This window comes from Caulobacter sp. GW821-FHT09B08 (genome assembly GCF_059418225.1).
On sequence record NZ_JBWKPL010000003.1, the window covers coordinates 101,701 to 113,757 of the forward strand.

The following is a 12,057-nucleotide window of genomic DNA, read 5'->3' on the forward strand; positions in this document are numbered from 1 at the left end:
CCCTTGCGGGAGAAGGTGTCGCGAAGCGACGGATGAGGGGTCGCGCCGCCCTGTCCGCTGCCTGCGGCTGATCTGTCCATCAACCCCTCATCCGACCTCGCTCCGCGAGGCCACCTTCTCCCGCAAGGGGAGAAGGACGACGTCACCGCCCCTTCACGTCCAACATCCGATACCGCCCGAGCAGGAACGCCGCCGCCACGAAGCTGGTCACGATCACCGACCAGACGATGCCGTTGACGCCCAGCTTCATCGGGATCGCCAGCCACCAGGCCAGGGGCCCCATGATCAGGGCGTAGCTGATCATGTGGGTGATCGCCGGGATCCACACCTCGCCTCGCGCCCGCAGAGCCTGGGCGCAGACCACCTGCACGGCGTCGGGCACCAGGAACAGGCTGGTCAGGACCAGGGCCGGAGCGATCAGGGCCAGGGCGGCCGGATCGCTGGTATAGGCGCCGGCCACCAGATGGCGCAGCGGAACCAGCAGCAAGGCCACCACCAGGGCGAAGACCGCCGTGACGCCGAAGGCGATCCAGCCCGCCCGGCTCATGCCCAGGCTGTCGCGCGCGCCATAGGCCCGGCCCACCTGCACGGCCGTGGCGGTCGACAGGCCCAGCGGGACCATGAAGATCACCGCCGCCACGTTCAGCACCACCGCCCAGGCGGCCACGTTCAGCCCGCCCAGCCAGCCGGCGATCAGGCTCATGCCCGCGAAGGCCGAGACCTCGAACAGGTTGGACGTCCCCGCCCCGTAGCCGACCCGGCGCTGCGCCTTGGCAGCAGTCGGGTCATGCGGCGCCTTGTCGAACACGCCCATGGCCCGGGCGTCCTTCAGGCGCACGATCACCACCGCCAGCATCAGCGAGAAGACGGTGCGGGCCACGAAGGTGGCCCAGGCCGCGCCCACCGCCCCCATCGCCGGCAGGCCGAAGGTCCCGGGCACCAGCAGCAGGTTGACGGCCAGGTTCACCACATTGGCGATCCACATGTTGACCGTGACCAGCCCCGGTCGCCCCAGCCCCTCCAGCCAGAAGCTCAGGGCCACGCTGACCGCATAGGGGGTCATCGACAGCGAGAAGACGATCAGCGGCGCGGTCGCCCCCTGCGCCAGGGCCTTGTCGATCCCGGCGTGATGCAGCAGCGGCGGTCCGGCCAGGACCAGCAGCACCGAGCCCGCCAGGCCCAGCCACAGGGCGTAGACCACGCCCCGGCGCAGCACCGCCCCCACCTCGTGTGGCTTGCCCGCCCCCATGGCGCGCGAGCCCATCACCTGGGTTCCGACCAGCAGGCCCACAGTCACCGTCACGAAGATCGAGGTCGGCGCCCAGGCCATGGCGTGGAAGCCCAGCTGGGTCGCCGAGAAGTGGCCCACCACGATGGCGTCGGTCAGGCCCATCACCATGATGCCCAGGCGCGACAGCACCACCGGCCCGGCCAGGCGCAGCAGTTCGATCAGGTCGGAGACAAGGACGCCGTGCGGCTGCCCATGGCGGGGAGCCGGCGCGGCCGCGGGACGCGACATTTTCAGGGCCTTTCAAAGAGGCCGGGAAAGTGACCGATGCCCACGCTTTGGGCAACCCCGGCCAGACGCCTTAACCTTCACCGCTAACGTTCCGCTAAGCGCAGCCGCCTAGGTTGTCTCCAGGCGCAAAACGCGCCTTCGGCCCCACCTAGCCTCAGGAATGGGCCGAACCTGGAACCGATCGATGTCGCTGAACAGCATCAACACCAATGTGGGCGCGATGATCGCCCTGCAGTCGTTGAACGCGATCAACCGCGACCTGTCCGACACCCTGCGCCACATCGCCACCGGCCTGGCCATTTCCAGCCCCAAGGACAATCCCGCCGTCTGGGCCATCGCCCAGAACCAGCGGGCGGAGTCCAAGTCGCTGGACGCCGTGCGCGCCTCGCTGCAGCGCGGCCAGTCGATCACCGACGTGGCCCTGGCCGCCGGCGAGACGGTGACCGATCTCCTCACCCAGATGAAGGAGAAGATGCTGGCGGCCTCGGACACCAGCCTCAACACCATGAGCCGCAAGGCCCTGAACGACGACTACCTGAACCTCAAGCGCCAGATCGACCGTGCGGTGGGCGCCGCCGACTTCAACGGGGTGAACCTGATCTCGTCCGGCTCGACCGGTCAGGTCCGCGCCCTGGCCAATGCGAACGCCACCGACACCGTCGACGTCGACCACGTGGACCTGTCGACCACCGGCTCGGCCCTCTCAGGCATGCGGGCCGACCTCTTGGGCGCGCCGGTCAGCGCCGCCGACCTGAAGGCCATGAGCGGCGCCATCGAAAACGTCACCTCGGCGCTCTCGACCCTGGGCACGCGGTCCTACGCCCTGCAGACCCACATGACCTTCATCGACAAACTGCAGGACACCCTGGACGCCTCGGTCGGCCGCCTGGTCGACGCCGACATGGCCAAGGAAGCCACCAAGCTCCAGGCGCTGCAGATCAAGCAGCAGTTGGCGATCAAGTCGCTCAGCATCGCCAATTCGGGGCCGAGCTACCTGCTGAAGCTGTTCGGCGGCTAGTGCGGCCAGGTCTCAGCCAGCACCTTGGCCTGACCGTCCTTCCAGCTCACTTCCAGCGCCGGCTCCTTGGGACGTCCCTCGGCGAACAGCTCGTAGATCACCGTGCCGTCGTTCTGGGTGCTCTCGATCACCCGCACCGGCGAGACCTTGGGCGCGGCCTTGACGGCGGCGTCGCGCACCGGCTGGGGCGTGGCGGTCCAGGCGATGTCGCGCTGGGTCTCGACGATCTTCCAGGCCCCGGCCGTTTCCAGCAGGTCGAACTCGATCTCGGCGCCGTCCGGCAGCACGCCCTCGACGTCGAAATAGCGCCGGTCCTCGCGCTCCTTCAGCTCAGCCTCGACGATCCGCAGGCCGGGCGCGGCCTTCTCGACGACGGCCTTCACGGCCGGCGGCAGGTCGGCGGCGGGGACCTTGGTGATCTTGGTCTCGGGCGCGGCGGCCAGGACGGCGGAGGACAGGGCGGCCGACGCCGTCAGGGCCAGGGCCGAAGCCAGGATCGTCACGCGCATCTTGCTCAGGGACATGGGTCTCTCCGGCGGCCAGAACGAAGAAGACACCGGTATCATACCGTTCACACGACCGATACCGCGACGGGCCTGGGCCGCCGGATCGCTTGCCGCTAGGGTCGGCCCAGCTTCAGTGAGTCCCCCATGGCCCAGCACCTCGCCCTCCTGTCCCTGCTCGTCCGCGACTATGACGAGGCCCTGGGCTTCTATGTCGGCAAGCTGGGTTTCGAACTGCTCGAGGACAGCGACCTGGGCGGCGGCAAGCGGTGGGTGGTGGTCTCGCCCAGCCCCGGCGGCTCGCGCTTCCTGCTCGCCCAGGCTTCGGACGAGCAGCAGAAGGCCCTGATCGGCGGCCAGGGCGGCGGCCGGGTCTGGCTGTTCCTGCACACCGACGCCTTCGAGGCCGACCACGCCCGGATGGTCGCGGCCGGCGTGAAGTTCCTCGAGGAACCCCGCCACGAGGTCTATGGCAGCGTGGCCGTCTTCGAGGACCTCTACGGCAACCGCTGGGACCTGCTGCAGCCCAAGACCAAGGCCTGACCGATGCGCCGCCTGCTCACCGTCCTGCTGGTGGCCTTCGCGGCCCTGACCGCCCTGCCCGCCCTGCCCGCCCAGGCCAAGCCCGCGCCGCTGCGGGTGCTGTATCTGGACCAGTCGGTCGGCTGGCGGCACGTTCCGGTCGCGCGGCCCAAGGACGGCGGCCTCGCCCCGTCCGAGACGGCCATGATCGCCATCGGCCAGGAGAGCGGCGTCTTCGTCGCCGAGGTCACCCAGGACGCCCGGGAGATCACGCCCCAGAAGCTTTCGAGCGTCGACGTGCTGGTGTTCTACACCACCGGCGCCCTGCCGATCTCGGCCGGGGCCTGGGCGGCCGTGCAGCAGCGGGTGGCGGCGGGCAAGCTGGGCTTCGTGGGGTTGCACAGCGCCACCGACACCGCCTGGTCCTATGACGGCCCCGGCGAGACCTACACCGCCTTCATCGACGGCAAGTTCGCCGGCCATCCCTGGACCGAGGGCACGCCGATCCGGATCGAGACCCTGGATCCCGACTCGCCGCTGGTCAGCATGTGGCCGCTGGGCTTCGACTATGCCGAGGAGATCTACCAGCACAGCGACTTCGATCCGGCCAAGGTACGGGTGCTGCAGACCCTGGACTTCAGCGAGATGGCGTTGCGCCGCCCCTACGCCGTGCCGGTGGCCTGGGCCCGCGAGATCGGCAAGGGCCGCCTCTTCTTCACCAATCTGGGCCACACCCCCTCGACCTGGACCGACCCGCGCTTCCGCCACCAGATCGTCGAGGCCGTCCAGTGGACCGGCCGGCGCACGCCGGGCCGGGCGACGCCCGACACGCTGCGGCAGTTCCTGTGGCAGGTGAAGGCGCTGCTGGCCTACGAGCCGGTCACCGGCCGCGACGACGCCGCCATCCTGGGCCGTCTGGCCAAGATGGACCCGGCCTGGCAGGCCGCGACCGCCAAGCGCATCGCCGACCTGCGGGCGGTCTATCCCGCCAAGCCCGACAGCGACCGCGCCCCGTTCGACACGGCCTACAGAGCGGTGCTGGCCGAGGTGCTGACGCGGGGCGGCGCCCACTAGGCCTCCACCTCGAACGCCTCCGCCGCCAGGCCGCGCAGCTGCTCGGCGATGTCGGCCGGCCAGGCCGCGATCCGCTCGGTGAAGCCCTCGGCGTCTCCCGCGAACAGGGCCCGGATCATGGCCTCGAAACCCGGACGGTCACCGGCCATGACCGAGGCGAAGCGATAGGCGGCGTCGCGGGCGGCGCGGCGGCGGTCCGGCCCCTCGCTCTCGCGGCGGGCGGCCTCGACCAGCTTGCGCAGAGCCACCGACGCCCCGCCGGGCTGGGCGGCCAGCCAGTCCCAGTGGCGCGGCAGCAGAGTGACCTCGCGAGCCGTGACGCCCAGCTTGGGCCGGCCCCGGCCACGGGGAGCAGCCTCGACCTCGCCCAGCCGAGCGGCGAGGTCGGCCGGTCCGCCGCGCAAGTCGAAATCAACCTGCCGCCCTTCGGGATCGAAGATCAGCAGCGACGCCTCGGGGCGCGCCTGGGCGGCAAGCGCGACCTCCAGCTTCGAGCCGGCGGCCAGGCGCCGTTCGCCCTCGAATACGACATAGCCGCTCATCGCAGCAGGCCCTCGGCGTTGAGAGCCGCCAGCCAGTGCGCCCGCCGCTCGGCCAGCAGCGAGGCCTTGCCCAGGCGCTCGAGGTTCTTGTCGTCGAGCACCTCCAGCACCTCGAAGGCAAAGGCGTCTTCGCCATGCGCCGTCCAGGCCGCCTGGAGGCTGGCGCAGGTATGGCCACCCATGCGCAGGGTGAACCACAGGCCGTTGCGGCGCGTCGCGACGTTCGGAACCCCGCCCACCCAGACCTGGCCGGTCGGCGCGCAGCGGACGGCGTAGATTCCGGCGCGGACCTCGCGCTCCTTGTAGTCGCGCACCAGAGCGCGGCGATCGTTTCGAGTTTCCATGGCGCTTTTTTACCCGGGTGTTTTATGGAGTCAATATTACCCGGGTATATTATCGCCACCCCCAAAGAACCCTAAGAAGGATCGACCAGGCGCAAGGCCGGCGCCCTGACGTTTCGGATCGGCTCCTCCCCGGCGGAAGAACCCTCCAGCCCCAACCGCTCGGTCACCGCCTGGTTCGAGGCGCCGCGCGGCACGATCACCCAGTCGCCAGGATTGGACGCCTTGACCGCCACCACCGCGTTCTTGGGGCAGACGTCGAAGCAGCCCACCTCGATCACCCCGACGGTGGCCTTGCGCCCCTTGCCGGACTTCAGAGACTTGCGCAGCGCCTTGGAAAGCTTCTGGTCGCCGTCCTCGCCGAAGCCGCCATCCAGCTTCTTGGAGCACTTGCGGCAGACCAGGACCACTTCGGTCCAGTCGGAACGCGCGCGCTTGAAGGGCTTGTCGTGGCTCACGGGGTCCTGCCTTGGTTCTCCACCGCAGATGGGACGAAAGCCGCCGATGGCAAGGCCTCGCCAAAGGCGCTAGAGACCCCGTTCGCAAGCAGGAGGTCCAGGATGGTCCGCAATCTGAAGGGCAAGCTGGTCACGCCTGCCGCTGACCCCGTCGCCCAGGCCGACATCGCCTGGTTCGAGGCCCACGAGGGGCGGACCTTCCGGCTGCGCGATCCGGCCCCGCTGGAGTTCAAGGACCCGCTGGGCGATCCCGGCGACGGCTTTTCCTGGCGGGTGCTGGTGGCCAAGCTGAACGACGGCGGCCGGCTGAAGCTGCCCGTCTCCCTGGCCTGGGACCTGCACAACGACCACGCCAAGGACCAGCACCTGCGGATGATCTTCGACCAGGTGGCGCCGGACAAGGCCAAGGCGCTGCTGGCCAAGTAGCCTAGCCGCCCCGCCGCAGCCAGGCCGCCACGGCCCAGGCGTGGGCGTCGTGGCGCAGGGCCACCACGGCGTCGCGGGGATCCAGCCACACCAGGGTGTGGTCGTCCTCGACCTTCAGTTCCGGCCGCTCGCCGGTGACCCGCACCACATAGATTCCGCCGTTGTTGCACACCGGCTGGCCGTCGGACTTCAGGAACGGCTGGCTGACCTGGATCACCCGGGCGCCGACCTCGACCACCAGTCCGGTCTCCTCGCCGAACTCGCGGATGATGGCCGCCTCCTCGTCCTCGCCGCCGTCGACCGCCCCGCCGGGCAGGTCGAAATAGGGCTCGCGGTCCGGCTTGCGGACCTGGACCAGGGCGATGGTCCCCCCGGCCCCCTCGGCGATGCCGAAGGCGGCCCAGCGGTGCTTGTATTCCAGCTCGCCGTCGGGAGCGTCGAACACCAGCAAGGGATCAGTCCTTGCCGTACAGGTCGTTCCACGGATCGGCCTTGCCGCTGACGATGTCGTCGACCGTGATCTCGGGACGGTAGCCGATCTTGCCCTGGGCGCTGGCGTTCCAGGCCTGGACCACCATGTCGCGCAGCTCGGTGGCGCCGGCCGCCAGGCGCTCGTCGACGAAGGCCTTGGCGCGCGGATCGCTGGCCACCATGCCGCCGTCCTTCTCCAACTGGTACAGCGGCTCGACATAGCTGACCGTCTTGGTCAGATAGGCCACCGTGCGGGTCTCGATGCTGCAGGCGCAGTCCTTGTAGGCCGGCACCAGCTTCTGGACGTCGGCCTCGAGCGCCACGGCCTTGACCAGCGGCCCCTCGAAGGCGCTGTGGGTGCCCTTGCTCTGGGTGTAGCCGTTCGGATTGGGATAGTCGCCCCAGCCGTTGTAGTGCACCGACATGTGCAGCGGCTGGCTGGCGTCGCCCACATAGTGCGCCCAGACGCCCAGGTCGCGCAGCAGAAGATCCTCGCGGCGCTTCAGGTCCGCCACGTAATAGGCCTTCTTGGTCTTGTCCTTCTCGCTGACCGACACGGCCTTGAGGATGCGCCAGTAGGTGAAGTCCTTCACCAGCTGCTGGTAGCCGTCGATGATCGAATACGGCAGGTAGCCGGCGTTCCAGCTGTCGTGGCCGACGGCCTGCAGGGCCTTTTCGTAGTCGGCGCGGGTGGGCGGCAGGGTCTCGACCGTGAACTTCGGCCCGCCGTACATCTTGCCCTCGTCGTCGACGTCCAGGAAGTGGGCGGCGTCGCGGTCGGTGTCGTGGATCTTGCCCGAGCCCTTCCAGCGGTCCGGCTCGCGGGCGTATTCGCCGATGGCGGCCACGCCCTGCGGGGTGCGCAGGAAGGCCGGCACGTCGCTGGGCAGGCTCTTGGCGGCCACCACCCCGACCATGCGGTGCCCCGAGGCGCCCCAGGCCAAGGCCGAACCGGCCGGCGCGGCCATGGCCACCACCAGGGCGGCGCTGGTGAGAAGACGACCGAGGAAAACGGGGGCCGAGGGTTTCATGCGGGCTCCGACGAACTGAAAATTCCGACATCGGGTTCGCGACTCGCCGGGCCTTCGAATCTGCCCAAAGCGCGTGCACAGCCCGCTATCTGCTCTGTGCCCAAGGTTTATGTCACCCGCGCGGCGACCGCCAGAGCGTGGCGTGACGATGGGGAAGCGTCGCCGTGAAACCCCTGGACTCTCAAGGACTTGCGCCTGCCGCGGAACCAAATCGCGCCTCATGCGATGGCGCCCGGCTCTACCGTGGAGGACGCAACGCGACACCAGGTCACCCCAGAGTGGGTTGTCACGGCTCCGTGATCTTAGTAATCAGGCCGCCGACCGAGACCTATACGCCGATAAGAGGAACCCCTCGATGCGACGCACGTTTGCGGGATTTCTGGCCGTCGCGGCCATGTCCATCGCCCTCCCCGCCCTGGCCGCCGACGCCGCGCCCACGCGCAGCGACCCGCTGGGCGACCTGATCGCCGGCGCCCTCACCGGCACGATTCCGGGTTCGGTCGAGTACAAGATGAAGGCCACCCTGTACCACGCCGGCGCCAAGGGCATCCGCGCCCTGGACAGCCTGGGCTGCAAGGTGGTGGCGATGCGCACCCTGGCCGTGGACACCAAGGTGATCCCGCGCCGCACCGTGGTGTTCATCAAGGAAACCGTCGGCCTGCCCATGCCCAACGGCGAGAAGCACGACGGCTACTGGTACGCCTCCGACATCGGCGGCGCCATCAAGGGCAACAAGCTGGACCTGTTCAGCGGCCAGGGCGCTTCCTCGATGAAGCCCCTGCAGGCCCTGAACCTGGCGACCCTCTCGGTCACCAAGGTCGGCGAATTCAAGGGCTGCCCGCCGGACTAGGCTGCGTCGCAGCACTTAGACCGCGCCTCGTTCGCGGCCAGCATCTCCTCTAACCGATCAAGCCGCCGGCGAATTTCCCGACGCACATAGGCGACCGCCTCGGGCGTGCGGCCACTGTCGTCGACGCCGTCGCGTTCCCACTCGGCGCGGCGAATGGCGCGAAGTCGCGCACGGGTCCTGGATCGGGGCATGACGTCTCTCCTCACATTGGACATGATCTGGCCGCCTCACGCGGCGGGCCGCTGCGAAGTTCGGGGAGGGCTGCGGAGCGCCGGGCCAGGCCCGGAAGCTGTTTGAAGAAATACCGTTTCGACTTGGACCGACGCTCCGCGCGATCGTTATCCGGGAGCGCCCCGCGTCCGGTCCTGTTGGAACCGCGCCGGTCTTAGCCCCCGACGGGCGGGCCGGGCTTGCGTCGCCCGGTCCCGGAACGCTTGCGTCGCCGCAAGCCTGTCGCCCTCATCAGCCCTTCGTCCAACGCCGTTTATTTTCGAGGCCCGGCCGGCACCAGATGGACAAGGTTACGGCCCCTCGCGAGACCGCCGCCGACGAGCGCGCCCGCTCGACCGCTCCCCAAGGCCGCGAAGGTCGCAGGCCTTAGCGCCCTCCCCATCGCCTTGAAGTCCGGTCATTGTACGGGAGCCTGGGAGGTGGGGGATAAACGACTTCGGCGCGTTGATTTCGTTGAAGAACCATGCCGGGAGCGAGGGGGATAACTTTTTCTGATGTTGCCGCCGCCCCCTCAAATGGGCAGGTGGACGCAAACTTTGAACTTGGAATGGTATTGAAAGGGGAAGCGCTCACACTCGACCGCGAGCGTTTAAGGTTCTGCGCATACGCAACCTGCCAGATGCGTGACATTGCCTTGCACAAGGATCGGCTTATCGGCATCTTGGAAAAACGATGTTTGGCAAGCGACCTAAACCAGCACCGGTCCTTCCCATAGAAGCGCCCGCGGCCAACGAAGAGCAGGCTGGCGCTGCCTTAGAGCATTTTCAACGTACACAGCCACTTTGTTTTGCGACTTCAAGAAACAGCAATCTCGGCTTTGGCCTATCACTATGTTTCAATGTCTGCACCTATGAGGCACCCAAAGGCGCTGGCGCTCTAAAAATTTGCCTTCGCACCGCGACCTTAATGTTTGAACTCCCTGCAGAGTGCAAGGATTGGGGATGGAGCGAACAGGTCAAAAACCTCATCGCAGACAATATCGTTCAAATAAATCTAAAGGAAATAAACAGCAACAAATCACAAGAAACACATAAAAAATCGAACGAAACGAAGGCGAAATTACGTTTCAAAATCGGAATCGGAGGTATAGGGACCGGGGGAGAAAGCGAATTTTCAAATCGATCTGACGCAGAAATATTACGCGACGCAACCACGAGCGCCGAAGAATCTCATTCAGAGAGGCAATATCGCATTGAAATTCCTAATAGGACGGCCCTTAGGCGAGTCCTTGAATTTCGTTCATTTGGCAAGGATGATCTAGCATCGCTTAATCCCGAAATGGACAGATTCAACATATTTGAGCCAGAAAAAGAACCTTTAAGCATAGAGGACAAGCATGTTAAAGTGAAGCTATTGATGACAATGGACAATAACAACGAAAACGCCTTTCGCATACGCCGCGCAACTGGCATTTGGGCTCCTCTTTCAGAGGACAGAAACAAATCTGCGATTGGCGAAATACTCCTCAATAAATTTCTGAAGCCACTACATGGTGAAGTTCAGCTCTGGCCTGAATCGCCATGACCGTTATCGAACCAAAAGGCAGTCTGGACAACGCACTTCAGGCTGTGGCCGATTGCGACACGTCCGATTTCGCAACACTTGTAAAGCGGGCAAATTTAGACCCAGCGCAAGACTTTCGCGGCACAGACCTGAGCGGGACCGATCTACGCGGCCAACGCTTAACAGCCTTCGATTTCACAAGAACGATTTTCACCGGAGCGTTCGTTTCAGGAACCGTTTTCGGCCCCTCCGTAACACATGCCCAACTCGCCGAGACCATCTGCACGCCAGGAGAACCATGGCGGATCGAAAGCCCCCTGACGACAGGTGACGAGGCAGCGCCAGAAGAAACACCTGGCGAGACACAAGAAATCGACGTCACCTCAAATTCAGAAGCGCTCCAGGCCGAATTTATAGAGATAAATCGACAATTCAGGAGAAAAATCTCCTTTGAATCTAAGCAAATTTATATACGCAGAATATCTGAAATGGACATACCTTCAGCACAAAAAATTTCCTTTTCTTCAGAATTTGTTACCAGCCAAAGCTCCCCAGAAGTCAGAAACGATCTCATGAGAATGGCTTTTAAGCAAAAAGGGATTGATAAGTTATCATTTATTATTAAATTTAGCTGTAGCTCCTATTGGGACATCAGAGAGCAGAGCTTTAATCAACTAAAAAAGTCCAGAGAAACAACCGTAAGAAAGGCCAGGGAAGTCTTCGAATCTTTTGATGTACCTCTTGATGATCCATTTCGATTCGAACGCATTATGCGAGAACACCCATCTCTGCTAGAAAGGGTTATAAACAATATTCCATTTAATAGCGCTGGGATTGAAAGCGAAGAAGCAATAAAAATTAAATACAGAGATCATCCAGATCTTCTAGCCAAGGCCTTGCCGCCTGCCGCCCCGCCACCACTCCGCCGCTACTTCGAGCCAACTCCACCAAGAGTTTGGCCTGTATTTTCCCCGAGAGACCCTCAAGTACTCGCCATAAACACCGCCCCAGGTGAAAATCTTCACAAAAAAATTTCGATGTTTCTCCGCGCCCGTCCAGCGCAAAACACGACCTTTGAACGCCGCGAGCTCGCCGGCGCTTTGCTCTTAACCGCTATTTCCGATCAGGCCCCCCGTAATATCGTACACAAGTTGCTTCATCGCGCGATCGCCTGCGACGCAATCTTTGAGCCGGTGACCTATCCGGGCGTCTCGATCGAAGCTCTACAGGATTACGGCATTCTCAATAGATTGATCAGCTGGTACTGGTGGTCTGCTAACCAAGAGGCAGTTTCTTACATCACAGGGACAATCCTTGGGCACCGCACGGCAGCTGACGCATTCGCGCACGCGCTGGTCACAGAAGTAAGAACAGTTTCCAGCGGATCATCCAAAGGGCCAATCGATTTCGAAGCACCTCTATCATACCTGTCCACCGCGCAGCTGGAAGATGGCGCGCGTGTGGTGGCTCAGTTACGTCGCTTAATCAGTTAGAGATGCTATGGCGGCCCCCACAAGACGCGGTAGCGGGAGCTAAAGCTACGCCGCCCATTGCAAGCAATGCGATCA

The 12,057-nt window shown here is 64.9% G+C and carries 14 protein-coding genes; 7 read left to right on the top strand and 7 right to left on the bottom strand.

All coding sequences use genetic code 11. The annotated features are described in order from the left end of the window. Positions 1-142 precede the first annotated feature (142 nt). Positions 143-1,519, bottom strand: a complete 1,377-nt coding sequence (locus AC07OA_RS11100) for an MATE family efflux transporter (protein ID WP_494663865.1) — start codon at positions 1,517-1,519, stop codon at positions 143-145. 184 nt (positions 1,520-1,703) lie between these two features. On the opposite strand from AC07OA_RS11100, the gene AC07OA_RS11105 reads away from it, so the two are divergent. Then, complete coding sequence (locus tag AC07OA_RS11105; protein WP_494663866.1) at positions 1,704-2,537, top strand: flagellin; 834 nt, start codon at positions 1,704-1,706, stop codon at positions 2,535-2,537. Here AC07OA_RS11105 and AC07OA_RS11110 read toward each other — a convergent pair. Beyond that, positions 2,534-3,061 (bottom strand): PepSY-like domain-containing protein, encoded by a 528-nt coding sequence (locus tag AC07OA_RS11110; RefSeq protein ID WP_494663867.1) that lies wholly within the window; start codon positions 3,059-3,061, stop codon positions 2,534-2,536. The two genes, AC07OA_RS11105 and AC07OA_RS11110, sit on opposite strands and share 4 nt — an antisense overlap. A gap of 126 nt (positions 3,062-3,187) precedes the next feature. Between AC07OA_RS11110 and AC07OA_RS11115 the strand changes: the two genes are divergently transcribed. After that, a complete protein-coding gene (locus tag AC07OA_RS11115; RefSeq protein ID WP_494663868.1) occupies positions 3,188-3,583 on the top strand; it encodes a VOC family protein in 396 nt (131 codons plus the stop codon). A 3-nt stretch (positions 3,584-3,586) separates the two neighbouring features. Continuing rightward, complete coding sequence (locus tag AC07OA_RS11120; protein WP_494663869.1) at positions 3,587-4,636, top strand: ThuA domain-containing protein; 1,050 nt, start codon at positions 3,587-3,589, stop codon at positions 4,634-4,636. Here the strand turns inward: AC07OA_RS11120 and AC07OA_RS11125 are convergent. The 3 genes from AC07OA_RS11125 to AC07OA_RS11135 form a co-directional block, all read right to left on the bottom strand. Next, on the bottom strand, positions 4,633-5,178 hold the full coding sequence (locus AC07OA_RS11125) for a DUF2239 family protein (protein ID WP_494663870.1): 546 nt from the start codon (positions 5,176-5,178) through the stop codon (positions 4,633-4,635). The two genes, AC07OA_RS11120 and AC07OA_RS11125, sit on opposite strands and share 4 nt — an antisense overlap. Beyond that, positions 5,175-5,522, bottom strand: a complete 348-nt coding sequence (locus AC07OA_RS11130; RefSeq protein WP_494663871.1) for a GIY-YIG nuclease family protein — start codon at positions 5,520-5,522, stop codon at positions 5,175-5,177. The genes AC07OA_RS11125 and AC07OA_RS11130 overlap by 4 nt, the downstream gene beginning before the upstream one ends. 71 nt (positions 5,523-5,593) lie before the next feature. Then, positions 5,594-5,977 (bottom strand): (2Fe-2S) ferredoxin domain-containing protein, encoded by a 384-nt coding sequence (locus AC07OA_RS11135; protein WP_494663872.1) that lies wholly within the window; start codon positions 5,975-5,977, stop codon positions 5,594-5,596. Positions 5,978-6,079: 102 nt separating this feature from the next. On the opposite strand from AC07OA_RS11135, the gene AC07OA_RS11140 reads away from it, so the two are divergent. Then, entirely contained in the window at positions 6,080-6,403 is a 324-nt protein-coding gene (locus tag AC07OA_RS11140; RefSeq protein ID WP_494663873.1) for a hypothetical protein, read from the top strand. Position 6,404: 1 nt separating this feature from the next. On the opposite strand, the gene AC07OA_RS11145 is transcribed toward AC07OA_RS11140, so the two are convergent. Both AC07OA_RS11145 and AC07OA_RS11150 read right to left on the bottom strand, forming a co-directional pair. Then, entirely contained in the window at positions 6,405-6,854 is a 450-nt protein-coding gene (locus AC07OA_RS11145) for an NUDIX domain-containing protein (RefSeq protein WP_494663874.1), read from the bottom strand. A 4-nt stretch (positions 6,855-6,858) separates the two neighbouring features. Further along, on the bottom strand, positions 6,859-7,905 hold the full coding sequence (locus AC07OA_RS11150; RefSeq protein ID WP_494663875.1) for a phospholipase C/P1 nuclease family protein: 1,047 nt from the start codon (positions 7,903-7,905) through the stop codon (positions 6,859-6,861). Between the two features lie 355 nt (positions 7,906-8,260). On the opposite strand from AC07OA_RS11150, the gene AC07OA_RS11155 reads away from it, so the two are divergent. The 3 genes from AC07OA_RS11155 (at position 8,261) to AC07OA_RS11165 (ending at position 11,982) form a co-directional block, all read left to right on the top strand. Beyond that, positions 8,261-8,755 carry a 3D domain-containing protein gene (locus AC07OA_RS11155; RefSeq protein ID WP_494663876.1) on the top strand — a complete coding sequence of 165 codons (495 nt, stop codon included), beginning with the start codon at positions 8,261-8,263 and terminating at the stop codon, positions 8,753-8,755. 903 nt (positions 8,756-9,658) lie between these two features. Beyond that, positions 9,659-10,510 (top strand): hypothetical protein, encoded by an 852-nt coding sequence (locus AC07OA_RS11160; RefSeq protein ID WP_494663877.1) that lies wholly within the window; start codon positions 9,659-9,661, stop codon positions 10,508-10,510. Then, complete coding sequence (locus AC07OA_RS11165) at positions 10,507-11,982, top strand: pentapeptide repeat-containing protein (protein WP_494663878.1); 1,476 nt, start codon at positions 10,507-10,509, stop codon at positions 11,980-11,982. Before AC07OA_RS11160 ends, AC07OA_RS11165 begins: the two co-directional genes overlap by 4 nt. The last annotated feature ends 75 nt before the right edge of the window (positions 11,983-12,057 follow it).